Annotated in this window: 19 protein-coding genes and 1 pseudogene; 16 read left to right on the top strand and 4 right to left on the bottom strand. The window is 53.7% G+C overall.

What is annotated here, in order from left to right; translation table 11 throughout:
• Positions 1 to 58 precede the first annotated feature (58 nt).
• The 13 genes and pseudogenes from DXK94_RS13275 (at position 59) to DXK94_RS13230 (ending at position 14,476) form a co-directional block, all read left to right on the top strand.
• Positions 59 to 1,906: a nucleoside-diphosphate sugar epimerase/dehydratase gene (locus DXK94_RS13275; protein ID WP_258868541.1), complete on the top strand. Its 1,848-nt coding sequence runs from the start codon at positions 59 to 61 to the stop codon at positions 1,904 to 1,906.
• On the top strand, positions 1,899 to 3,050 hold the full coding sequence (locus DXK94_RS13270; RefSeq protein ID WP_115525322.1) for an aminotransferase class I/II-fold pyridoxal phosphate-dependent enzyme: 1,152 nt from the start codon (positions 1,899 to 1,901) through the stop codon (positions 3,048 to 3,050). Before DXK94_RS13275 ends, DXK94_RS13270 begins: the two co-directional genes overlap by 8 nt.
• Before the next feature lie 96 nt (positions 3,051 to 3,146).
• Positions 3,147 to 4,211, top strand: a complete 1,065-nt coding sequence (locus DXK94_RS13265) for an SDR family NAD(P)-dependent oxidoreductase (RefSeq protein ID WP_115525321.1) — start codon at positions 3,147 to 3,149, stop codon at positions 4,209 to 4,211.
• Positions 4,208 to 5,302 (top strand): NAD-dependent epimerase/dehydratase family protein, encoded by a 1,095-nt coding sequence (locus DXK94_RS13260; protein ID WP_115525320.1) that lies wholly within the window; start codon positions 4,208 to 4,210, stop codon positions 5,300 to 5,302. Before DXK94_RS13265 ends, DXK94_RS13260 begins: the two co-directional genes overlap by 4 nt.
• 1 nt (position 5,303) lies before the next feature.
• Positions 5,304 to 6,434, top strand: a complete 1,131-nt coding sequence (gene wecB, locus DXK94_RS13255; RefSeq protein ID WP_115525319.1) for a non-hydrolyzing UDP-N-acetylglucosamine 2-epimerase — start codon at positions 5,304 to 5,306, stop codon at positions 6,432 to 6,434.
• 68 nt (positions 6,435 to 6,502) lie between these two features.
• Positions 6,503 to 7,825: a nucleotide sugar dehydrogenase gene (locus tag DXK94_RS13250; protein ID WP_258868540.1), complete on the top strand. Its 1,323-nt coding sequence runs from the start codon at positions 6,503 to 6,505 to the stop codon at positions 7,823 to 7,825.
• Positions 7,826 to 7,882: 57 nt separating this feature from the next.
• Positions 7,883 to 8,812 carry an NAD-dependent epimerase/dehydratase family protein gene (locus DXK94_RS13245; protein ID WP_115525317.1) on the top strand — a complete coding sequence of 310 codons (930 nt, stop codon included), beginning with the start codon at positions 7,883 to 7,885 and terminating at the stop codon, positions 8,810 to 8,812.
• 39 nt (positions 8,813 to 8,851) lie between these two features.
• Complete coding sequence (locus DXK94_RS21260) at positions 8,852 to 10,207, top strand: lipopolysaccharide biosynthesis protein (RefSeq protein ID WP_147294379.1); 1,356 nt, start codon at positions 8,852 to 8,854, stop codon at positions 10,205 to 10,207.
• Positions 10,208 to 10,325: 118 nt separating this feature from the next.
• On the top strand, positions 10,326 to 11,378 hold the full coding sequence (locus DXK94_RS21255) for a RimK family alpha-L-glutamate ligase (protein ID WP_147294378.1): 1,053 nt from the start codon (positions 10,326 to 10,328) through the stop codon (positions 11,376 to 11,378).
• Between the two features lie 2 nt (positions 11,379 to 11,380).
• Positions 11,381 to 11,878, top strand: a pseudogene (locus tag DXK94_RS21955) (glycosyltransferase); the annotation flags it as partial.
• A gap of 39 nt (positions 11,879 to 11,917) precedes the next feature.
• The gene (locus DXK94_RS21415) at positions 11,918 to 12,547 is read left to right on the top strand and encodes a glycosyltransferase family 4 protein (protein WP_181884829.1); all 630 of its coding nucleotides are present in this window, start codon (positions 11,918 to 11,920) and stop codon (positions 12,545 to 12,547) included.
• Between the two features lie 277 nt (positions 12,548 to 12,824).
• The gene (locus DXK94_RS13235; RefSeq protein ID WP_115525315.1) at positions 12,825 to 13,799 is read left to right on the top strand and encodes an ATP-grasp domain-containing protein; all 975 of its coding nucleotides are present in this window, start codon (positions 12,825 to 12,827) and stop codon (positions 13,797 to 13,799) included.
• Positions 13,790 to 14,476, top strand: a complete 687-nt coding sequence (locus DXK94_RS13230; RefSeq protein WP_309544326.1) for an HAD family hydrolase — start codon at positions 13,790 to 13,792, stop codon at positions 14,474 to 14,476. Before DXK94_RS13235 ends, DXK94_RS13230 begins: the two co-directional genes overlap by 10 nt.
• Positions 14,477 to 14,730: 254 nt before the next feature.
• Here DXK94_RS13230 and DXK94_RS13225 read toward each other — a convergent pair whose 3' ends face one another.
• The gene (locus tag DXK94_RS13225) at positions 14,731 to 14,931 is read right to left on the bottom strand and encodes a transposase (RefSeq protein ID WP_181884827.1); all 201 of its coding nucleotides are present in this window, start codon (positions 14,929 to 14,931) and stop codon (positions 14,731 to 14,733) included.
• Positions 14,932 to 15,195: 264 nt separating this feature from the next.
• Between DXK94_RS13225 and DXK94_RS21950 the strand changes: the two genes are divergently transcribed.
• On the top strand, positions 15,196 to 15,747 hold the full coding sequence (locus DXK94_RS21950) for a transposase (RefSeq protein ID WP_115525312.1): 552 nt from the start codon (positions 15,196 to 15,198) through the stop codon (positions 15,745 to 15,747).
• Between the two features lie 372 nt (positions 15,748 to 16,119).
• On the opposite strand, the gene DXK94_RS13215 is transcribed toward DXK94_RS21950, so the two are convergent.
• Both DXK94_RS13215 and DXK94_RS13210 read right to left on the bottom strand, forming a co-directional pair.
• Positions 16,120 to 17,265: a glycosyltransferase gene (locus tag DXK94_RS13215; protein WP_181884826.1), complete on the bottom strand. Its 1,146-nt coding sequence runs from the start codon at positions 17,263 to 17,265 to the stop codon at positions 16,120 to 16,122.
• 47 nt (positions 17,266 to 17,312) lie between these two features.
• Positions 17,313 to 18,404, bottom strand: a complete 1,092-nt coding sequence (locus tag DXK94_RS13210; protein WP_115525310.1) for a glycosyltransferase — start codon at positions 18,402 to 18,404, stop codon at positions 17,313 to 17,315.
• An 822-nt stretch (positions 18,405 to 19,226) separates the two neighbouring features.
• On the opposite strand from DXK94_RS13210, the gene DXK94_RS13205 reads away from it, so the two are divergent.
• A complete protein-coding gene (locus DXK94_RS13205; RefSeq protein ID WP_309544325.1) occupies positions 19,227 to 19,862 on the top strand; it encodes a sugar transferase in 636 nt (211 codons plus the stop codon).
• On the top strand, positions 19,859 to 21,070 hold the full coding sequence (locus tag DXK94_RS13200; protein ID WP_115525308.1) for a glycosyltransferase family 4 protein: 1,212 nt from the start codon (positions 19,859 to 19,861) through the stop codon (positions 21,068 to 21,070). Before DXK94_RS13205 ends, DXK94_RS13200 begins: the two co-directional genes overlap by 4 nt.
• 121 nt (positions 21,071 to 21,191) lie before the next feature.
• Here DXK94_RS13200 and DXK94_RS21250 read toward each other — a convergent pair whose 3' ends face one another.
• Positions 21,192 to 23,150 carry a hypothetical protein gene (locus DXK94_RS21250; protein ID WP_147294377.1) on the bottom strand — a complete coding sequence of 653 codons (1,959 nt, stop codon included), beginning with the start codon at positions 23,148 to 23,150 and terminating at the stop codon, positions 21,192 to 21,194.
• Positions 23,151 to 23,391: the final 241 nt, after the last annotated feature.

Raw genomic sequence — 23,391 nt, 5'->3', positions numbered from 1 at the left:
TGTCATCCGGACCGGCCGCTACGGCCCACTCCGCGTCATATCTTGGGGGAATATTTTCTTGGGCGTAACAAACCTGCCGCGAAAACAGTCGACGGATAGTGGTCGGGCGACCAGATGGGCTCTCCGTGTCCTTCAGTACGCGGTCGACGCTGAAGCCTGGGTCATAGCCGTTACTTTCGCGGTACTTTTTCGATTCGACTTCATTGCTGAGCGAATCGACTGGTTTTCCGTAGGGATACTGGCTTTGCTTGCCATCGTTTTTCAAGCCGTCATTGGCTGGCAACTTTTTCTTTACCGTGGGCGGCATCAGCACGGAGCTTTTCACGAGGCCCAAACGCTACTAGCTACCGTTGTCAGTGTAGCTGCCCTTCTGTTTTGCGCTAATCTTTTCCTAATCAGTAATGCTGGCCTTCCCCGCAGCACAGCCCTGGTGGCGTTACCTGTTGCTTTCGTAATCATGGGAGGAAGCAGGCATCTACAACGCTTGGTTTGGGAACGGCGGGCACGTCCTCAGGATTCTGCCGAACGCGTTCTCATTTATGGAGCCGGTCAAACGGGTTCGTTCCTGATTAAACGGATGCTCACCGATTCCGCGTCTCCTTACCTTCCGGTAGGACTGGTGGACGACGACCCGGACAAAAGGCAACTGCGGCTTTCGAATGTTCCTGTGCTCGGGACCGGTGCAGATCTGGACGCTCTGAAGCTCAAAACCAATGCAACGGCTTTGATCCTATGCGTAGCCCGGGCGGATGCCAGCCTTATTCGCAACGTGTCTGATCAAGCGGATAAAGCGGGCTTACGCATGATTGTTATGCCTCTTCTTTCAGATCTGCTGGCGGACGGTATGAAGCTTGCCGATTTGAGAGATGTCGCTATCGAGGACGTTATCGGCCGACAGCCGGTGGATACGCAAGTGGACACTATCGCCGGCTACGTAGAGGGCAAGAGAGTCCTGGTTACGGGAGCGGGAGGTTCGATCGGGTCTGAACTTTGCCGTCAGATATCCCGGTATGCTCCGCAGGAACTCATCATGCTGGACCGTGATGAAACAGGGCTTCATGGAGTGCAAATTGCTATCTCCGGTCACGGATTGCTAAACAGCGATGATGTCGTCTTGGCCGACATCCGCGACAAGAAGGCCATTCAACAAATATTTGCGGATAGGAAACCTGAAGTGGTCTTTCACGCCGCTGCGCTCAAGCACCTTCCGATGCTTGAGCAATACCCTGAGGAAGCTTGGAAAACCAACGTTCTGGGAACACTCAACGTGTTGACCGCCGCGCTTTCAGTGGGTGTGAAAACTTTCATCAATATATCGACTGACAAGGCAGCGAATCCGATTAGCGTACTGGGCCACTCGAAGAGGACAGCAGAGCGACTTACTGCGTGGGCGGCGGTCCAATCGGGTGAGTCGTACCTTTCCGTGCGCTTCGGCAACGTGATAGGCAGTCGCGGGTCTGTGCTTCCTACCTTCATCGCTCAGATAGAGGCGGGGGGGCCGGTAACTGTTACTGACCCGGAAGTAACCAGGTACTTCATGACCATTCCGGAAGCCTGCCAGCTCGTCATACAAGCCGGGGCAATCGGTCGACCCGGAGAGGCATTGATTCTGGATATGGGCGAACCCATTAAAATTCTTGATGTTGCCAAACGGGTGATTGCAAGCTCAGGTAGGGACGTGGAAATTGTTATAACTGGGCTCCGCGAGGGCGAAAAGTTGCACGAAGAGCTATTCGGTTCCAAGGAGCATGATGATCGCCCGTTCCATCCCAAGGTCACCCACACCACTGTCCCACCTTTGCCGCCCGAAAACTTAGACATGGAACACTGGGCAACCTCTGGCACTGGTTCCGTGGGTGCACCGAAGCCCTATCTCGCGTCATCGATCGGAGCCAACAATGAATGAGCGAATTTTCATGTCTGCTCCAGATGTTGGAGAGCTGGAGGAAAAGTATGTATTGCAGGCACTCCGTTCAGGCTGGATCGCACCTCTCGGTCCGGACGTAGACAGGTTTGAACAGGAGATGGCTGCTCGCATCGGTCGACGATGTGCCGTTGCGCTCAGCTCGGGTACAGCCGCGCTACACCTAGCACTGTTGGCGCACGGAGTTGGGCCAGGAGATGTGGTGCTGACTTCCACTATGACGTTTGCCGCGACGGCCAATGCTATCTCGTACACTGGCGCGGAACCATTTTTCGTAGATTGCTTGCCGGAGTCGGGAAACATGGACCCACTCCTTCTGAAAGAGGCTTTGCGGTCGCTCGCGATGGCGGGAGAGAGGATTGGCGCAATTGTTCCCGTCGATCTCTTGGGAAAAACGGTTGACTACAGTGGTATCGCTGACATAGCAGCCGAATTCGGTATTCCTCTAATAGCAGATGCGGCAGAATCTTTGGGGGCATTCCATAAAGGCCAGGCAGCAGGTTCTTGGGGTGAAACTGCAATCTTCTCTTTCAATGGAAATAAGATTATGACCACTTCGGGTGGAGGGATGCTGCTGACCGATGATGAAGAGGTAGCATCTCGCGTGCGATATCTAGCCACACAAGCGAGGCAACCCGTCGTTCACTATGAGCATACGGAAGTTGGCTTCAACTACCGCATGAGTAACTTGCTGGCCGCTCTCGGACGCGCCCAACTCGTCCGGCTGGATGAGATGATTATGAGGCGCCGCGATCACCGGCAGTTTTATAAGCAGCTGTTTGATGGCGTGCCGGGCGTGTCGATTTTCGGAGGAGACACAGACTCCCACGATAATTTTTGGCTCACATCGATTTTGGTTGAACCGGAAGCTGCTGGTTTTACCGCAAATGAGTTGTGTACAGCTCTGACTGGTCAGAACATCGAAAGCCGGCCACTTTGGAAGCCGATGCATCTTCAGCCGATATATCGTCAGGCCAGAAAGGCTGAAAACGGTACCGCTGAACGATTGTTTGAGACCGGGCTGACACTTCCGAGCGGTTCATCTATGTCGACGAAGTCGCGTGACTTGATCGGTGAGACAATCGCGATGTTCTTGCAAAATTATGAACATGCTAGGCGTTTTTAGTCATTCATTGGTTGATCCGATCAGCTCGGGTCAAAGTGTTTTGTTTTCTCTGCCAGTTTTCGGCGGAGTTTTCTTGGGAAGTGAAAGGGAAATTTGATGCAGGAAGTGTCCAAGGGGTATGAAGGTAAACGCATCCTAGTAACGGGCGGAACTGGGTCCTTCGGCCACACTGTCGTAAAGAAGCTCCTCGACCATGGCGCAGAACAGATTCGCATTCTCAGTCGCGATGAGGCCAAGCAGGATCTTATGCGGCACGAAATTGCGGATTCCCGACTGCGTTTTTACGTAGGTGATATCCGCGATTATCAGAGCGTTGAACGCGCGGTGAAGGATGTGGATTTTGTATTTCATGCTGCGGCCTTGAAGCAAGTTCCCTCTTGCGAGTTTTTTCCCATGGAAGCTATGAAAACGAACATCCTGGGCAGCGAAAATGTCGTTCGAGCTTCGGACCACGCCGGAGTCCAATCTGTAGTCTGTTTGAGTACTGATAAAGCGGTCTACCCCGTGAACGCCATGGGAATAAGTAAAGCCATGATGGAAAAAGTTGCACAATCCCACGGGCTCAATAATCCTAATGCTGCGACGACTGTTTCTTGTGTTCGTTATGGCAATGTGATGTACTCGCGCGGGTCCGTGATCCCACTATTTATCCGTCAGATCAAAGCGGGAAAGGATCTTACAGTTACAAATCCCGACATGACGCGATTTATGATGTCCTTGGCTGATTCGGTGGATTTGGTCGATTTTGCCTTCCACAATGCAAATCAAGGGGATTTGTTCATTCGGAAAGCACGTGCATGTACCGTTGGTGACTTGGCCCAAGCTACTGTGAATTTGTTTCGTTCGGCCTCAAAAATCCATGTGATTGGTACGCGGCACGCGGAGAAGATGTCGGAGGCTCTCGCGACGCGTGAAGAACTGTCGCGAGCCCGTGATATGGGGGAATACTTTCGTATCCAGGCCGACAAACGAGACTTGAACTACAGCGCGTACTTTGAAGAAGGCGACGTGATTCAAGCGGAATACTCTGACTACGATTCCCACACGGTTGAGAGGATGACCATTTCGGAAGTGGAGAAGCTCCTTCTCACCCTCCCCGAAGTCCGCCAGGAACTTAGGGCAGCAGGACTTACCGCCGAAGAGGAGCTCGTTTCACGATGACAGCAACAGTGTCACTGACCGGGGCCAATGGATTTCTAGGTTGGCACACTCGCGCTGCGCTCCAAGGGACAGGCACCAACAGCGCAGTTGCTTTGGGGGATAAGTTTGACCTTGACGCGGCTGTCTCTGCGATCGACGGGACGCAACGCCTGATCCACATTGCTGGGGTAAATCGGGGCAGCGATTCAGAGGTTCAGAACGGCAATGAGCTTTTCGCGGAGCAGGTTGCAGAAGCTCTTGCCCGTTGTGACAGGCCTCCTTCGGTGGTCGTGTTTGCTAACTCAACGCAGACTTCCACGGGGACCATCTACGGTGATGCCAAGCGGCGCGCTGCCGAACTCCTGCGAAAGGCTGCGGAGAACTCAGGAGCATACTTTGATGACGTCGTTCTCCCCAACTTGTTTGGTGAGCACGGCCGGCCGTTTTACAACGCGGTCACCGCAACTTTTTGTCACCTCCTGGCTCAAGGGGAACAGCCCGAGGTGACGCAGGACAAGGAATTGACCCTATTGCATGTCCAGGATGCTGCAGACAGGTTGTTGGGCCACACCAATTCTGAGGTCTGTGACAAACTTGAGGTACGCGAGTCTGTCAGCGGGCTTCTGCGCCGCCTGGACTATATTGCTTCGACCTATCGTCACGGTCAGATACCGGACATTCGTGAAAGGTTCAACCGGGACCTCTTCAATACTTATCGGTCCTACACTTTCACTGCGCAGACCCCGATTGCGATCGAACGCCACGCTGATTCTCGCGGTTCGTTTTTCGAGATTCTGCGTGCTCACGGCGGACCGAGCCAGTCGTCTTTTTCGACAACTGAGCCGGGAGTGACACGCGGCGAACATTTTCATAGAAGGAAGATTGAGCGGTTCATTGTCCTGGCCGGAACCGCCAAGATTTCGGTCCGAAAGCTATTCTCGGACAAAGTATACGATTTTGCTGTGACTGGTCATGAGCCAGTGGCGGTTGATATGCCGACTATGTGGACTCACAAGATTACCAACACGGGCTCCGACACCCTATATACCTCATTTTGGACTAACGAAATTTTCAATCCATTAGAACCAGACACGATCCCGGAGCCAGTCTAGAATGACTCAGAAATTGAAGGTGCTGACCGTCGTTGGCACTAGGCCAGAAATTATTCGGCTAGCGGCAACCATTAAGGCATTAGATAGGCATGTTGACCATGTTCTGGTGCACACGGGCCAGAACTACGACTACGAGTTGAATGAAGTCTTCTTTGAAGACCTTGGCTTGCGTCGTCCGGACCATTTTTTGGAGGCCGACACGAGCTCACTTGGGGCAGTGCTCGGAAGCATTTTGACAAAGGTGGAAGCAGTTCTCACTGCAGAAAAGCCAGATGCAATGCTTGTTTTGGGCGATACCAACAGTTGTATATCTGCTTTGATGGCGCGCCGGATGAAGATCCCCGTTTACCACATGGAAGCGGGTAATCGCTGCTTTGATGAGAACGTTCCAGAAGAAGTCAATAGGCGACTGGTTGATCACGTAGCGGATTACAACCTCGTTTACACGGAACATGCGCGTCGCAATCTACTCGCCGAAGGGATTCACCCCTCGCGTATTACGTTGAGTGGATCCCCTATGCGCGAGGTCTTGGATGCTAATGCCGTAAAGATTGCCGCCAGCAACGTACTGGAGCGACAGCAACTCGAGAAAAATAGCTACTTTCTTGTTAGTCTGCACCGGGAAGAGAATGTAGACAACCCACAGCGGCTTTCTTCTGTCCTGAAGGCTTTGAGCGAGCTTTCTACTTCCTATAATTTGCCAGTTCTTGTTTCAACCCATCCGAGGACTCGAAAGCGGTTAGACGCTTTGCCCTCTGAGGAAAGGAACGGTCTTCGGTTTCACCCGCCCTTCGGGTTTCACGATTACGTCAAGCTTCAGGAGTCTGCAAGGCTGGTGCTCTCCGACAGCGGCACTATCAGCGAGGAGTCCGCCATCCTGGGCTTTCCTGCAGTCACGCTCCGCGATTTTATCGAGCGTCCAGAGTCTATGGATACCGCCGGCATCATAACGGTGGGTGTCTCGTCGGATTCAATTGCTGATGGTGTGCGGATCGCGCTTGACGATTTCGTCGATAGGGGTCCATCGACGGTGCCCGATGAGTACCAAGTCCGAGATGCCTCACGCCGCGTTGTGAGCTTTATCAGGTCTACTGCACACAGTCACCGCCAACGCTCTGGAATTAGGCCCTAGGCGTAGTAAGTGCGAACGGTGGGTGGCTGACCAGTGCCGTATGCAAGTCAATTCAAATAGAGCGACCTGTGCACGCCACTGCACAAATCGGAACACTGGTTACAAAAGGGAAAGATATCTATATGGCCACTAAAGAGCGCAAGGTCGTCATCATTGGACAAGGCTATGTTGGTTTGCCAGTTGCAATGCGAGCAGTCGAAGTCGGTTACGACGTAGTTGGTGTTGACTTAGACAAGAACCGCATCGACTCTCTAAACCTGGGACAGTCGTATGTCGACGATATCTCTGATGAGAAGCTAAAGTCTGCGCTAAGTTCGGGTAGATACGCTGCGACAACTGACTATAACGACGTCCACGACTTCGACATAGCTGTAATTACCGTTCCTACGCCTCTTCGGGAAAGCCTTCCGGATCTTACCTTTATCGAAGAGTCGGGCCGTTCTTTGGCTGTCCATTTGAGGCGTGGTGCCGTCGTTATTCTTGAGTCCACCACTTATCCAGGCACCACGGAAGAATTGCTGGTACCGATTCTTGAAAGTGGTTCCGGATTGTCTGCGGGTGTCGACTTCCATGTGGGATATAGCCCTGAAAGGATAGATCCGGGGAATGCCGTATGGGGATTCGTAGAGACACCAAAAGTGGTCTCTGGCATCGACGCCGGTTCGCTGGAGCATGTCCAGCGTTTTTATGATGACTTGGTGAACCAGACCGTGCCGGTGAGTACCCCCAAAGAAGCCGAGCTCACAAAGCTGTTGGAAAATACTTTTCGCCACGTCAATATCGCACTAGTTAACGAACTAGCTATTTTTGCTAACCAATTAGGCGTAAATGTCTGGGAGTCGATTGAAGCAGCTAGTACGAAGCCCTTTGGGTTCATGAAGTTTACTCCCGGCCCGGGCGTCGGTGGGCATTGTCTTCCGGTAGACCCAAGCTACTTATCTTGGGAGGTTCGCCGGAAGCTTGGACAAAGCTTTCGCTTCGTAGAGTTGGCAAACGACATCAACGACAACATGCCAAACTATGTAGTTCAGCGGATTGTGGAGCTGCTGAATGAGGCCCAAAAAGCTGTTAATGGCTCTCGTGTTCTTCTGTTGGGCCTTGCTTACAAGAAGAACACCGGCGACATTCGAGAGGCCCCATCACTTCGGGTTGCGGAGCTTTTGACTGGGTTGGGTGCACAAATCGCAGCGGTCGATAGCCACGTTGAGCCTCACCGCTGGCCGGCATTAGTTACAAAGACGACCCTCTCATCAGCTGCCGTCGGTAACGCTGACATTCTCGTACTGCTGACCGATCACGACGATGTTGATTATGAGCTACTAGAGCAAGATGGTGTGGTTGTGCTTGACACTAAGAACAGATTGGTCGGCCGCAACGCTATAACGCTTTAGGTCTGCCTACCAATCAACGCTCATAAGCTGTCTGCTTAGTGCAAAGGAGTTTGAACATTGGAAATTCTTATTACTGGTGGCTGCGGCTTCATAGGTACAAATCTTGTGAACCGATTGCTGTCACAACCCGAAGTCGAACGCATTCGAACCTTGGACAACTACGTCACGGGCCTACGGCGCAGCGACAAGAATGAGCGCGTCCTGGAGATTGCAGGAGACCTTCGAAATTACGAAGACGTTCTGCATGCGACCGAAGGCGTGGACGCAGTAGTGCACCTGGGCGCACTTCCATCTGTACCTCGCTCTATTAAAGACCCTCGTTCTACGAATGCTGTCAACATCGACGGGACGCTCAATGTGCTCGAAGCAGCACGAGCCAACGAGGTGAAGCACGTAAGCGTCGCGTCTTCGTCGTCTGTCTATGGGGCGAATCCGACGCTTCCCAAAATCGAATCGCTTGCGACTTTGCCTCTTAGCCCCTATGCGGTTACCAAGCTGGCCACGGAGGCGTACACAAATGCCTACTCCACTAGCTATGGGCTCAAGACAATTGCCTTTCGGTTCTTCAATGTGTTTGGTCCTCTCCAGAGGGCGGACCATGTGTACGCCGCTGTGATTCCAAAGTTCCTGGCCGCACTCAAGAACAGAGAGCCCCTGATTATTTTCGGCGACGGAGAGCAGTCTCGTGATTTCACCTCCATACATGCAGTCACTGATGCCTTAACCAAATCGGCTTTACGATCGGTAACAAGTGAGACGCCGGTTAACCTGGCGTTCGGTACTCGAACTTCTCTAAATGGAGTGGTCTCACTTTTACAGGAACTTCACGATCGACCAATCGAAGTGCAGTATGTCGACCCGCGAGCGGGGGATGTAAAGCACTCACAAGCGTCTTCTGAGCGCTTGACATCCTTGTTACCGGACGTGATGCAGCCCTCCTTTGTTGAAGCCCTGAAGGAAGTTTACGACTGGTATATGACGGCTTAGGCGAAAGGCTCTAATCTTACGACAACCAGGAGAACACAAATGTTTCAAACAGCGGAGGGCGGACCGACCGGGCTAGCTGCGAAAAGTCGTACCAGAGCATTGATTCTTGGTATAGCCACGGGCCTTGGTTCTCGCGTGCTGACCCTGGCCGCCCCTTTGCTGACGATTCCCGCTACTTTGCGATACTTGGGTCCCGATGTCTTTGGCTTCTGGATGGTGATAACTTCGATTACGAGCATGGCCATGTTTGCTGATTTGGGACTGGGAAATGGCCTTCTCACCAAACTAGCTCCATCAGTCGCCGCCGGTGACGATCGCCGTGTGAAGTCTTTGGTCAGCGCAGCCTATTTTTCTCTGGGGTCAATTGCGCTGCTTTTGATAGTTGGATGCTGGACAATTTTCCCATTTGTTCCCTGGGCGTATTTCTTCGGCGTAAGTCAAAATGTCGATACGCAAGCGCTTGAAAGTGTTGCCGTCTTCGGATTCAGTGCGTTTGCACTGACCATACCGCTGTCCCTCATTCAACGTATTCAATATGCTTTTCAAGAGGCTTGGAAAAGCAATATGTGGCAAGTGGGTGGTGCCCTCATCACTGTTGTAGCAATTTACGCATCTGTTGGACTTGATTTGGGGCCCGTTGCTGTGATTGCTGCGGCAGTTTTCTCCAATCCGCTTGTATTACTTATGAACAACCTTCATTACTTCTGGCGAAAGCCGAAAGCGGCGCCCTCTTACCGGGCTGTTTCTTCTGAAACAATCAAAGTCTTACTTCGAATGGGCTTCTCCTTTTTTATGCTTTCGGTGATCGTTTCAATCTCTCAAAATGCGGATAACGTAATTGTAGCCCGAGTTGCCGACCTCGAGACCGTGAGTCAGTTCGCAATTTCTGTTAAATTGTTCTCTCTACTAGGCCTCGCAGTCACCCTAGTTGCGCTCCCACTTTGGCCCGCGAATGGTGAAGCCCTCGCGCGGGGCGATGTTTCCTGGGTGCGGAGGATTAGTCGCATTATGACTCTTTCGTCTGGTGCAGGCGTAGCGGTCCTGGGCCTTACTCTTCTCTTATTGCGGGACGTTATCGCTGAGCTGTGGCTCGGGGAAGGGCAATCCATCTCGCTAGAACTCGCAGCTGTCCTGGTAGCATGGTCAGTACTGACCGCGTGCACTGCGCCTCTCTTCAGCGTGCAGAATAGTGTAGGTATCGTTCGGTATCAGCTCATGGGTTGGCTTCTATTTGCTCTCGTGTCTGTTCCTGTCAAAATCCTTATGTACGGTTGGTTTGGGCTTTCGGGAGTTATTATGGGCGGCTTTTTCTGCTACCTAACTTTTGTCTTGCCTAGCGCTTACGCCGGATATCGCGCTGCCCTTAAAAGTGCTTCCTGCCGTAGCATGACCTGAGGTTTGCGTCGGCTGTGGAACGGCGTCGTCTACGCTTTGGTCTCCGTGAGACAGCCGTCAAGCGAAGAAAAGCGGGCAGGAGCCGAATTGAAGAACGCATCGATCTAGGAGGTTCACCTTGGCTCATGTCATCCTACTTGCAGACTATCGTCGAGGATTTTGGTTCTCGACGAAAAGTGTACATACGACTGAAAGTCTCGATGCGGAAAGAATACGCAAAGAACTTGAAGTTCTAGGCCATGATGTCGAGATCGTTAACTTCGCAGAGCTTGACTTGTCGAAGAGCGATCTCGTGGGTTCCTTCGTGCTGTACACCTCCTCCGAGGACGTGGGAGGGCTCTATAAGCGTTTTATTGAAGCCAAAATTTTCGGTCTAAAAATGGTTGGCGCTCATCCCGTACCCGAGCCGGAACTGTTACTTGCACATCACGATAAAGTCATGATGGAGTCAGTGCGGCAGGCGCGCCTGGGGGAGGCGCTGGGCCAGCCGTGGAGTTGGACGTTCGGATCACTTGAAGATTTTGTTGCTGCTGACGTAGCAGTGCCCGTGGTCCTTAAGCCGGCGACTGGAGCGGGTTCGAGAGGAGTCTCTTTGGCTCGGGATCCTAAACAAGCGGCAAGAGCGGCGCGGAAACTTAGTCGCAGCATGGACATGCCAGGGACATTCTTTGAGCTAGCCAAAAGGCTTCGAAGACGACATTATGTTCCTCGTTCACTTCACCGACGACCGTTCGTTCTACAGCAATTCCTTCCGGGCCTTCAGGGAGATTACAAGGTACTCCGCCTTGGACGTCGCTTTTATATTCTTGGGCGGGCTAATCGCCCCAACGACTTTCGCGCAAGCGGGGGCGGCCGCCTGAACTATGCCCCTCATAAAGATATCGACGTAACTCCTATACTCGACGCTGCTGCCGATTGGGCAGAAGCACTCGGATCGCCGTTCTGTTCGCTTGATGTTGCTTATGACCCGCAACTTGAACAGGGTCCGCAGCTGATCGAATTCCAGTGCGTGAATTTTGGTCCCGTGACCGCCGAAAACTCATTCTGCTACTATACGAGAAACTCCAGCGGCTGGGAGCGGATCGAAGAGCAATGCGACTTCGAAATGGTATTTGCTGAGGCTGCTTCTGAACACATTAACCGGGTCGTTCCGTCGATTGGCAGTTTGTAGAAATGCATTTGGTCATAGTATCTGCCTTCAAATATCCAAATGGGGGCCCTGCGGCAGCCCGTCACCTGGCACTTGCATCAGGGCTCCTGGAAGAGGGCCACCAGGTCTCCGTAGTCCTACTGAATCAAGCTGACTGGATGCATTTAGCCGGCTTGGTTGACGGGATAAATTGGGTAAGTATCGCGGAAGAAGGTAGTTCAGCAATAAAGTGGCGCCAGCGCGCAGTGTTGGAATTGGGACCAGCATTGGACGCAATTAACCGTGCGGAAAGCGTTGGTGCAGTACTACTCACGGGATTGGACCCTATCCTGCTTCAGGCTGGAGTGCATGCTGCAAGAAGACGAGGATTCCCTGTTTTCCATGAGTTAACGGAGTACCCGGACGTCGTTACGTCGAGCAGCTTGCTAGGTCGGCTTGGACGAACATATTTCGAACGGAAGCTCATCCGGTCTTTTGATGGAATGTTCGTGATATCTAGCGCTCTGAAGAGCTTCGTCCAAAAAAGGTCTGCTTCGCATACTAAGATTCTTGGGGCCATAGTGGATCTCGCACAACACAAGCCTTTCCCTCCGCTTGCCTTGGGTTCTCACCTCGCGGTCGGGTACGCGGGCTCGCTTTCAGAAGCCAAGGACGGCGTACTCACCTTGCTTGCCGCAGTGGCTAAGGCAAAGCCCAAGCTGGCGCCGAAGCTCGTGCTTCAGGTCCACATCTTGGGAGACGTGCAGTCGTCGCATGGCCAACTTGCAGTTGAGCGAGTACGGGACTTGGGAATTGAAGAGGAAGTTACATTTCATGGGTTGGTTCCTCACCTGGACGTCAAAAACTACCTTCATAAATGCCATCTGCTTGTTTTACCGCGGCCCGATTCACGCCAAGCGCGCGGCGGGTTCCCTACAAAGCTCGGTGAGTACCTTTCATCTGCCCGTCCTGTGATGACTACTTCTGTGGGCGATATACCTCAATTTCTCACTGACCAAGAAAATTGTCTTATGGTCACACCAGGAGACGAAGATTTAATGGCGAGCACTCTCGTCTACGTTACTGAGAACTACGAGCTCGCCGTCAAAATTGGCAGGCGAGGGCGAGAGGTTGTTGAGCGGCTATTTGACGCAAGATTACAAGCCCGAGAAGCGGTAAACTTTCTAAACGGGCTTAGCGACAATGGGTAAATGCTGTGCAAGTTGCGAGTAGTGGCCGGGGACCACACACCGTCTCTATGAGAGTTTAGCGACATCACCAACATACGGATGGTATGGTCAGTAGGCGTTTCTAGTGATGACGCAGTCTCTCGGGCACTCTTGCATCGACTCCCAGCATGGAATTTGCTGACTTGATTTTGGCGACGCATAGCCAAGGGCGATCGCTAACTCTGCTGCGTTTAATTTGTGATAGTAGGTGTTTGTTCATTACTTCACCTAGCCCAGATGTCTGAGAGGAAGAATAGCCATGACCAATTGGCTGCTGTCAAGCGGTGGCCGCCGCGGTGCGCTTGTAAAGATACTGCGCGGGATTGGTGAAGGTACGGACCGAGTATCCGTAATCGACAATTCTCGCCTGAGCGCGGCAGGCATGCTCGCTGATGATTTTGGGCAAGTCCCGAAAGTAAGTGATCCGCGTTTTTGTTCCGCCGTTCTGGAATATGCGCGTAAGTTCAACACTGACGTGATAATTCCAACCATCGATCCGGAAATAGAGGTTTATGCGCGGAACATAGACTTGTTCCGGTCGGCTGGGATAGATGTTTGGGTGTCCTCGCCAGAGGTAGCACGCTTGGGATTCGATAAATGGCTTTTATTCAAATGGCTTCGCCAGCATAAATTTCCAACAATGGCGACAGTCGAAGCGGCGCACGCTATGTCCGTCGATTGGGAAGGGCCGAGCGTTGCAAAGCCGCGCAACGGGTCCTCGTCAGTGGGTGTTATTTACTCAGAAACGCCTCAGGAACTTCACCGAAGGAATCTTGCGCCGGATTATATTGTTCAGCCGAGAATAGTTGGTGCAGAAGTGACTGTTGATTTCGCTGTTAATCGAAAGGGCAGGTGCCTGGGCGTCGTCCCCAGGAGGAGGCTGGAGACCAGAGGGGGAGAAGTGTCCAAGGGGGTGACGGTGTTCTCAAAGGAAATCATATCCTTGACTGAGGCCGTGGCCGAAGCCTTGCCGGGGGCCTATGGCGTCCTGAACCTGCAACTGTTCTATGATCACAATTCAGGAGATCTCAGCATCCTTGAAATCAACCCGCGCTTTGGCGGAGGGTACCCTCTGGCGCATGCGTCGGGCGGGGACCTCGTGTCTGCTCTATTGCATTCCGAAGCAGCCGGGCACCCCAAAACTCTGCAGTGGAGACCTGGGACCGTAATGCTACGTTACGACGAATCAGTGATTTTCGCTGACGATAGATTCGGCGTGAATCCTTGGCACTAGAATTGGTCGTTTTCGACATGGACGACACGCTTTACCTTGAGCGTGACTATGTGCGGAGCGGTTTTGCGGCCGTTGGTTCGACCCTTGAGTTGAAGTATGACGTGCATGGGTTCGCTCCACGAGCTTGGCGCGCTTTTCTTAACGGTACTCGGGGAAACACCTTCAATCTTGTTTTAGGCGAAATTCTGGGCGCGGAAGGCTCCGAACTGGTCGGGGAGTGCATAGATATCTACAGGAACCATTCCCCGGACATTGCCCTGCTCGAAGATGCAAGAGATATGCTGCAATACGTTGGTTCGCGGTTCCGGACCGCCCTAATAACGGACGGTCCTGCCTCAAGCCAATCAGCGAAGGCGATGGCACTCGACCTCTACCGGACGCTTGATAGGGTCATTTTGACCGATGAATTCGGCGCTGCCGCTGGCAAACCCTCGCCCTTGACTTTTCGGGCACTTCAAGAAGAGTTCGGTATCTCAGGGGATCAGTGCATCTACATCGGCGATAACCCCGCCAAAGATTTTGCTGCCCCAGTAGCACTTGGATGGGCCACTTGGCGTGTGCGTCGTCCGCTCTCGTTGCATCAACTTATCGAAACTGATAATCCTGCAACAGTAACAACTCGTGGCTTGGACCCGAGCGAGGATTTCCGCCTCAACTTGCTATTCGGGGCACCATGATCGCCAAGCCATAGGCGTCTCTGCACTTTCGATGGGAATTGAGTTCTTGTCACCGCAGACAAGGGTGACCGTGGTGCTGCTATGTTGATTAGGCATGCACTTGGAATAGGACCACGAGCCTAATGGGGGCAGCTCGGGCACTCGCACCATCCTTTTCGACTTGCCCACCTCTAGGTCGTTTCGAGGCTCTTCGCAGATGGGCGTGGTTAGGGGCTCTTCGCGGTTCGTGGGGACATGGATCCCTGGGATGAGCGTTATGCCGCCGTCCGGACGGCACTTCTCAAGAGAACAACCGATTTGTAGTTAGAGGCGTCGCGGTATCCGCGGGCGATTCGTTTGATGTTCTTGATCGCGGTGTTGTTGGCCTCGACCTTGCCTGTCGTGGCGCCGGTGATGATCAGCCCCTCGATCAGACGCACGCACCCAGCAGGGCCACGGGCCCCCTTGTTTTCCACAAAATGAGCCCAGTTCCTCACCGACCACGAGGCCGACTAAAGACGCGTTGCCGGTGGACAGTGGATGGTCGAAACGGGTTCTCCGCATTTAGTGCGGAGCCTCGGGCGATTCGGCGGTTGTTTGCGATGACGCCGTTGATCGCTTAGGTGGGGCTGTTGGAAGCGCCGAAGATGTCGAAGTAAGCAAGGATCCCGGCCTTCCATTGTTTGAGCGTCTGGCCCAGACGTGAGACGTCGGGAACCGTGCAGGAGGGGAATAGAGCGATGGTCGACGGCCGGGACCACAAGAGCGTCGGAGACAGGCTGTTCGCCCGGCCGCTGAAATGGCGCCTAGCCGTGCAGGTCGTCGCGATCGAATCCTCCGCGGCGTTCCGCAAAGCACTGCGGAGGTGGCTTTCCTGCACCGCTGTCGCTGTCGATTACTTCCATCTCATCTCGCTGGCCAACCAGGCCGTGACCGAGACCCGGCAGCACCTCTCCCAACAGGTCAAGGGCCGCCGCGGCCGGGCCATCGATAAGGCCTGGGCGCACCGCCTGCTCCTGCTGACCGGCGGTGACACACTCTGCTGCCGGGCCGCCCTACGACTCCAGGAAGTGTTCACACCCTCGACGATCCAACCGGCACCCTTCAGGCCGTCTGGAGAGTCAAGGAACAGCTCCGGGTCCTGCTCCGCATTGGCTCCCTGGACGCTGCCGCAGCGGCCAAGAACGTACTCGAGGAACTGGTCAAGGCGGCCGCGCGCCCGGAAACCAACAGGCTCTACCGCACCGTCTGCAGATGGTGGAAAGAGAAGATTCGACTTGGAACAGGATTGAGGCCTGAACGACCCTACCTGGGTGACAGCCGACGCTGTCGGCGGAAGGAACGCCATCTCAAGCGGCTGCGCCATATACCGGTTACAGTTCGGTGGAGGTGTTCTCGCCGAGGTACCGCTGGCTTGAAGGACCGGCCCGCGAACGCTGTCGTTCTTCGAATCCACGCCGTAGGTGTTGTGCCGGCCCGGTCCACGAGCCGGCTGGCGGACCGGCTCGTGGACCGCGGTCACCGGGTCCGTCAAGATGGTGTGCGACAGCTACCGGTTAGCCGTGTTCGGCTGAACCGCTAGCCCGTTCGGGACTGTAATTATCTCGGTTCGCTAGCGCACCACTGACTCTTCAAGGGTAACTTGAACTGTTTGTTACTGCTCATTAAAGGTCTGCCAGGAACTGCGAAATCTTGAGGCCCTGCGCTTCCACCGATTTTTCGGAAATAACATATTCCTGGCCACGTCGAGCACGGTCTAGGGCACTCCCATATTCCGAAATAACAGACCGAATTGCTCCCGCGAGAGCAGATACGGAGTCTCCTTCCGCGACTTGCGCGAACCGGAGATAATCTGCACTTAAACCTTCCAGCCTGGTAGTTACCATTGGGACACCAAGTGTCAAGTACTCAAGAACTTTGGAGGGGAACGAGTATCGAACGAAGCCTTGAGCGGAGGGCCGGGGATTAACAAGAATCGATGATTGCCGAAGTTGCGACATAAGCGAGTCATGCGCCAACAAGCCACAGTGGCTTATTCTGGCATCACACTCAGACTGTTTTCGCACCCAATCGTCCAGTGGTCCCTTTCCATAGATTGAAAGTCGCGCGTGGGGATCATCTATTGATTTGAAGGCGAGCACCAGGTTCTCGACGCCGTACTCGGCACTAATTCCCCCTGCGTAGGCGACACGGAGACCTCCCGACGTGCTAGACGTTATTTGAGCTACTTCAGCGAGCTCAGGATTCGCGAAGCCTTCCAGGATAAGGCAGGGCACGTTCGGAGCGAAGTCAGCTGCAAGGGCCGGCGTAAGGCAGATAACGCCGTCAAAGCCAGAGGCAAGACTTTGCAGGAGCCGACGGTCGAGACGTTTGAGCATTCGGCTTATGCTCCCGTCTACGGCACGCACAACGCCTGGAGGGTCCGTCATAACCAGTACGATGCGTAGCCTGAGCAATCTCTTTATCAGCCTTGCGAACACGAGGAAGGGAGAATGGACTCCGTGAACAACGATGAACTTTGCTCGGCGCCTTCGTATGTAGCGCATGCCAACGCGTAAACACTGCAAGAAACGTGTCGCATGTTTGAGAATGAGAAGGTTGAGGAAGCCAAGCGTTACACCCTGAATTTGTCCCTGATCCACGACACCCGAGCGAATAATGATTTTGGGGTACTCGGGGTAGTTCGGTATGGGAAGTGCCGAGACAAGGGAGACAACTGCACCTGCAGACTCCAACGCCGCAGCCAGATTCCATGCAAATCTATGAGTCTGCGTTGGTAAGACGGCGCTGTTTTTAGCTATCTCATTCACGACTCGGTTATCTACTGTGAATCCCAATAAAACAACAGAGGGACCATTCATCGTTTCATGTCTCCCAGCATCGACAGGTAAATTTGACCGAGCCGCTGGGTCATGTGTCGGGTCGTGTAAGCACCCTCGATAACCTCAAGCGCCTCTCGACCCAGTTCAAGTCGACGACTTGTATCGAGGATGAGGTTGTCCATGGCGGCCGCCAGCGCCTGTGGGTCGTGGGGAGGGACAAGGACACCACCCCCTCGGGAAAGTACCTCGGTATTGCCCCCCACTGAAGTCGCAATCACAGGGATACCGGCAGCCATGGCTTCCAGTAGGGCATTTGACATGTTCTCATGCCAACTCGGCAGCAGAGCAATGTCTGAAGTTTTCAGGAGGGTAGCAACGTCGTGCCTGCGTCCGAGAAGGTGAACCCGGACGTTGCCGACCAACCTGGCCTGGGCTGCCAGCAGTTCGCGATCAGGACCGTCCCCCACAAGGAGCAGGTGTGTTGTTCGAGATACAGAGGCCGGGGAGAGCATCGCTAGCGCCTTGAGAAGGTCGATGCCTCCCTTGTCGACCACCAAACGAGCGACCATGATCAAGACTACGTCTTCCGGATCAATGGATAATTCCGTGCGTACTGACTCCACATCTCTTTCCTTGACGTCTGTGGGGTCGACGCCATTAGGGGCAACCCCGATGACTTTTTCTGACACGGCGCGAAGAACAGGCTTGGCCTTCGCCGCCTCGCACACGGTGACAACATGGGTTGCTAGTCGGAGGGTAAGCGGCTCCAGCAATTGCCCGACGACGAAGCCGCGGATTTTGGACGGCTGGTACTGGAGATCCCGTACCGACCCGTGTACTGAAACCAGTATCTTGGGAACGCCAGCCACCTTGGCGGCAAGGACGCCGTGAAACCCTTCATTCCCGAGCCCTCTGACATGGGCGATGTCTGCACCGAATGCCTTCATTTCCTTTGCCATCTGGTTGATAAGCGCAAAGTTGATGCCGCCAGCGGGGTAGGGCTGGGATACGTGCAGGAACTCAAAGCGTTGTGCCATGTCTGAAGCCAGGACCCGACCCAGCGCTCCAATAGGGCCGCCGGAACCCATTGAACCGAACGAATGCTGCACAATTTTCGGTTTGTTCATGCCCCTGCGGACTCCTATCGGCGGATTGATTTGGGGACATGGCCTTAGGGCCGTCTCTCCCAGCGCATATACATATCTTGCAACGCGCAATGGAACTTCCAGCTCCAATTATGTCCTATGTATCCCCGCACACACTGATCCAGACTCCCGGATGAGAAGGAGGACCGTACGCCCGCCCGGGCGGACCCAACGAGTACGTTCATTGAGACCTCATGGACCGACTTGCAAATCAGCTGCTTGACCTCGGAACACAGCGATCTCTTGGATCTACTGCTCGCATGCTGACCTTTTTGGGTTTAGGCGTCCGACAGACTATTGGCAAATACTGTCTTGCCCGTTCTTCCGGATTCCTATTTTACAGCGAAGTATCGGTGCTCGTCGTGAGCGGCATCGCTGTCGATTGCAGTCAGGGCTATCAGGTTTAGTGGGGGACTCTTTTACCTGGCATTGATTCCTACGAATGCCCGGCTTCGGCCGCGGGAAGGCGAGTCGTGACGCAACAGCGGCAATACCGGATCACATCAGCAACTCCTTCTCAGTGTCAGCGCGAAGTCAGGCCCGTGGTACGGTTCTGCTGAGCGTCAGGGGCCCCACTTAGGTAAGCCAGATGCCGTGCGCGTATTTGTTGAATATCATGCAGGGTCTGAAGAGGACCGTGCTCTGAAGCATGGGCCAAGGAACAGGCCCTCCATCTGCAGAAATCGACAGTGCGAATAGCGTCACATTAAATATCTATGTCTACGTCTGTGTTGTGATAATGAGTCGATACCATGCCAGCAGTAGCCTTCTGTGAGCAGGCGTGTGGAATATAGAGGAGCGGGTGTGAACCGAACTGGATACGAGCTTCTAAAGAGAGCCATGGATGTGGCGGGTGCTGTCTCAGTTCTCATCATCGCCAGCCCCGCAATGGCCGCCGTCGCTGTGGTAATTGCGGTGCGCATGGGTAGGCCCGTTTTTTTTAGCCAGGCTAGGCCAGGGAAAGACGCAAAGATTTTCATGCTCTGGAAGTTTCGCACAATGCTTAATGTAGATGCAACAAAAAGACTGGTTGAGGATGGGGAACGGCTTACCGCTTTGGGACGCTTCTTGCGAGCCACTAGTCTTGATGAGCTGCCGACAATGATAAATGTTCTGCGTGGTGACATGAGCTTTGTTGGCCCAAGGCCCCTTTTAGTTCAATATCTGGACAAATATACCCCGAGGCAAGCTCGGCGCCATGAAGTCCGACCCGGTGTCACTGGTCTCGCCCAGTGTAAGGGGAGAAATGCATTGTCTTGGGAAGAGAAATTTGAGTGGGACATCTCTTACGTTGAAAATCGCAGCTTGATCCTCGACGCACGGATCCTACTCTGGACATTTGCGTCCGTTGTTCGACGCGAGGGAATATCTGCGAATGATCATGCGACGATGCCGGAGTTTGAAGGCAGCCAACTAACAGTGCGGGGAGAAGAGGAATGAGGATAGGAATAGTAACTCAATGGTTTGCACCGGAGGAAGCTACCCTGCCGAATTCAGTTGCCCGCGCGTCAGTCCAGCACGGTGACGAAGTTGTTGTCCTTACTGCATTTCCAAGTTATCCCGCGGGTGTTATTTACGATGGTTATTCTCAGCAGTCTGGGTTCTCGGAGCATATGGATGGCGCCCTCGTACATCGAGTCAAGACTTTTCTCAGCCATGACTCAAATGCGATCAACAGGTTCAAGACTTTCGCATCCTTTGCGCTAGCTAGTGCGAGACGCACCGAAGTATTGGCGAACAACGACGTCAACTATGTTTACGCAACGCCTGTGACAGCAGCTTGGGCTGCTTGGTGGGCCCGAATCCGCCATGGCGTCCCGTACGTGCTCCACGTTCAAGACCTTTGGCCGGACTCAGTAACGAGTTCCGGCATGGTGGGCCAGGGCCTAGTTTCAAAAGTTCTTCATTTTCTAATCTCGCTAATGATAAAGCCCCTGTATGCGTGCGCGTCTGAAATCGTAGCTATAGCCCCGACAATGGCGAGAACCATCATTGACCGAGGGGTTCCGAGACAAAAAGTCAGCACGGTGCTGAACTGGGATGCTGACGTAGTTCCGGGTCCACAAGAAGCTACCCGGCCTAGCGAATCTATACGATTTGTTTATGCTGGCAATCTGGGATTGATGCAGGACGTTGAAACGATCGTTCGTGCCGCTGCCCTTGTTGAAGATTGCAGCAATATCGAGTTCCACATCTACGGTTCAGGTATCCAGGAAAAGACGCTGGTTACTCTTGTAGACGTTCTCGGCATATCTAATGTTAAGTTTCATGGCCGCGTATCCAGGCGCGAAATGGATAATGTGTACGCTTCATCAGACTTCCAATTGGTTACCTTGGCGGATCGTCCCCTTTTTCGCATGACGATCCCGTCGAAGTTTCAAGCCTCGCTTGCCAATGGAGTGCCAGTAGTAACTACGGTTTCTGGAGATTTGTCAGAATTGTGTATCAGGGAAAACGTGGGCTTACCTGCACTGCCAGAAAATCCGGCATCACTAGCTGCCGCCATACGGGCTGCCGCGCAACTTTCCTTGGAGGCTCGTACTGAAATGAGCCAGAATTGCCGAAACCTGTACTCCCAGGAGCTTTCTCCAGAACATGGGCTAGCGGCTATAAGAACGAGTTTAGAGCGGGCCGCCCGATGTGGCTGATCACATAATCTCGCAAGGCTAATGGGGTGGAGATGGACGCCAAGTGATGACCCCCGCATCAAGGTATATTCAATGATCAATTGCTACACCCGTTAGGTAGAAATAATTGGTCTTGCGTTCATCAGTAGCCCCAGGCGAACTGCACATAACCGACTGCGTCAGCCGTCGCCTTGCCGGTAATCTCCACAAGGTCGAAATAAATAATGCTGCCCGCAGGCAGTTGGTTGGAAACGAAAACCGTAGGGGCCGACTCGTTATTTGCGGTGTTATACAGCACGGACTGTGCGGTAGTTTCGATAGCACCTGCTGCTGCGTCCACAACGGCCGTTGCTGTGCTTGCGTTCCATACTCTGGTCTTGACACTCCCGCTCCCTGAGACGGTGCATACTCCTAGGTCAAAAACATAAAGTTTCCGCGCACCGTTAGGAACTCGTGTAGCTCCGAAAGTGTACGTGCCTGCCGCGGAGAGTGTGACCCGACTGCTGTTCTGGGTTTGGGGTGTACCGGTATACGCCCTTCGCAAGACGTCAGGGCGAAGTATCGATTGGGCCCCCCAGCCTAGGGAGACCTTCAACTGCTGACCGATGTGTGGGTCCGCGGTGGCGGGGCTTTCGAACGGGTTGTAAATGTTCGACCCAATCCACACGTACTCATCGGTGTTGCTCTGAAGTGGAGTATCCAAAGGGTAAAAGTAATTCGTAGCCGTCAGCGAGGTTGCAGGGAGTGCTGCAACCTCATCGCAGGTTGCCCCGTTGTCCGCTACCCGGTAAAGATGGATACAGTTGTCCACTGGTGCGACGTCGGCAGCATGTTGGTTAGAAACGCCCATCAGCCACTCGGTGCCGTCCCCTTTGGTCCTTACGGTATACCAGGCGCAGGACTGAAGATGCATTATCTTTTCGACCCTTGGAGACGGTTGACCGATCTGGGTCCTTTCCATCCGCAGTAGCCAAGCGTCTCCAGTCTGGTCCTGCCCCCAAGCAATGTAATCGGGAAAAAACATGATACCGACAGCAGTAGCGGCATACAGTACTTCCGTTTGAGAGCTTCTCAAAAGCACCGGTTCTACGTCCGTTCCTGCGGCGTTGACCCTATATATCCCCGAAGCACTTTCCGCATCGCCCGTCAAGAAGAAAATGCGCTTTCCATGTTGGTCCCATTGGACACCGTGTCCATGGCGGACAGCAGTGGTCGGGTAGAGGGCGGCATCGCGTTGGAAGGTACGGAACGTCGACCAAGAGGCACCATTGTCAGTGGAACGGATGATCTTCCACGTAGGCTTTAGCGCCGCGCTTACATGAACGTACTCAGCGATGTATATGTATCCAGTTGTTGCGTCCTGACAAATTGAGGTAGGACCAAGGTAGTCAACATGTAGCTGTGCCGCTACGACATCTGTGAAGGTTGCGCCGTAGTTTGTCGATCGACGGATTGTTGGAGCACCGCCCCCGTCGGGATGCCAAGTCGCAAGGATCGTTCCGGCGGTGGCGGTACGAAAAAACATCCCATCCTGGCCGTACTTGCCTCCACTACCCTGAGCCAACCTGGACCATGTGGCTCCCTTATCAGACGAGCTACGCAGGGTGCGATCAGCGCCGACGGCGTACATGCTGCCGCTGACTACCGACAGTAAAGTCATGTCACCCCAAGTTGTATTGGGTGATATGCGATCTACCAGCAGGATGGGTTTGCGTTCGAGCTTTACTCTGCTCGCATCGCGGGGGGAACCGGCTTTAGCAGGAAAAGCAGCAGGCAGGATACCGTCGGGATCTTCTAAAGCAGCACTTATGCTTTCGAGAATCGTTGAAGAAAGGTCGGGTAGTTGTGTGGGGGGAATTTTTGAGTTTGGGTCTAGGGTAGCAACACCTGAGGCCGCGCCCTTTTCGGCTGTGGGAATGTATCCGGCGAGTGGGTTTGTGTTGTCCGCAGCGTGGGCAACGTCCGTTTCGACAGCCGATAGGGTGGAGATGCCGGTGAGCGCCGCAACCAGGGTCCCGGACTTCAGGAGACGCCGGCGTTGAACTCCGTCACTTGATTTCGGCGGCGTCGGCTGGTTTGTACTTTCCTTTGTACTAGCCATGGGTGCACCGGCCCGCGGCAGCCCCGACAGTAAGGGGAATAACAACTTTGTGCATCAGAAGAGGCCCTTCCCGAGCAATTGATTATCGTCCCTTGAAGCTATTTCCGTTGGCTTTGTTTAGCCACAGTGGGACTTACGCGTATATTCCTCAAGCTGGTACTTGCTCAGCCGTTAGCGGTACTTGCAAGCGAACAGCTATTATCATCGGTCCAGTCTTGCTTGCCATTCTCGGGTATCGGAC

The sequence above is a fragment of the Arthrobacter sp. RT-1 genome, assembly GCF_003367205.1.
Classification (GTDB): Bacteria; Actinomycetota; Actinomycetes; order Actinomycetales; family Micrococcaceae; genus Arthrobacter.
Note: the sequence above shows the minus strand (reverse complement) of the source record. Positions and strands in the feature narration are given on the sequence as shown.

Excerpts from the sequence above, each read along its gene's own strand:
- DXK94_RS13270 (WP_115525322.1), top strand. The coding sequence starts at position 1,899 with ATGAATGAGCGAATTTTCATGTCTGCTCCAGATGTTGGAGAGCTGGAG.
- DXK94_RS13265 (WP_115525321.1), top strand. The coding sequence starts at position 3,147 with ATGCAGGAAGTGTCCAAGGGGTATGAAGGTAAACGCATCCTAGTAACG.
- DXK94_RS13260 (WP_115525320.1), top strand. The coding sequence starts at position 4,208 with ATGACAGCAACAGTGTCACTGACCGGGGCCAATGGATTTCTAGGTTGG.
- wecB (WP_115525319.1), top strand. The coding sequence starts at position 5,304 with ATGACTCAGAAATTGAAGGTGCTGACCGTCGTTGGCACTAGGCCAGAA.
- DXK94_RS21260 (WP_147294379.1), top strand. The coding sequence starts at position 8,852 with ATGTTTCAAACAGCGGAGGGCGGACCGACCGGGCTAGCTGCGAAAAGT.
- DXK94_RS13235 (WP_115525315.1), top strand. The coding sequence starts at position 12,825 with ATGACCAATTGGCTGCTGTCAAGCGGTGGCCGCCGCGGTGCGCTTGTA.
- DXK94_RS21950 (WP_115525312.1), top strand. The coding sequence starts at position 15,196 with ATGGTCGACGGCCGGGACCACAAGAGCGTCGGAGACAGGCTGTTCGCC.
- DXK94_RS13210 (WP_115525310.1), bottom strand. The coding sequence starts at position 18,404 with ATGAACAAACCGAAAATTGTGCAGCATTCGTTCGGTTCAATGGGTTCC.
- DXK94_RS13200 (WP_115525308.1), top strand. The coding sequence starts at position 19,859 with ATGAGGATAGGAATAGTAACTCAATGGTTTGCACCGGAGGAAGCTACC.
- DXK94_RS21250 (WP_147294377.1), bottom strand. The coding sequence starts at position 23,150 with ATGGCTAGTACAAAGGAAAGTACAAACCAGCCGACGCCGCCGAAATCA.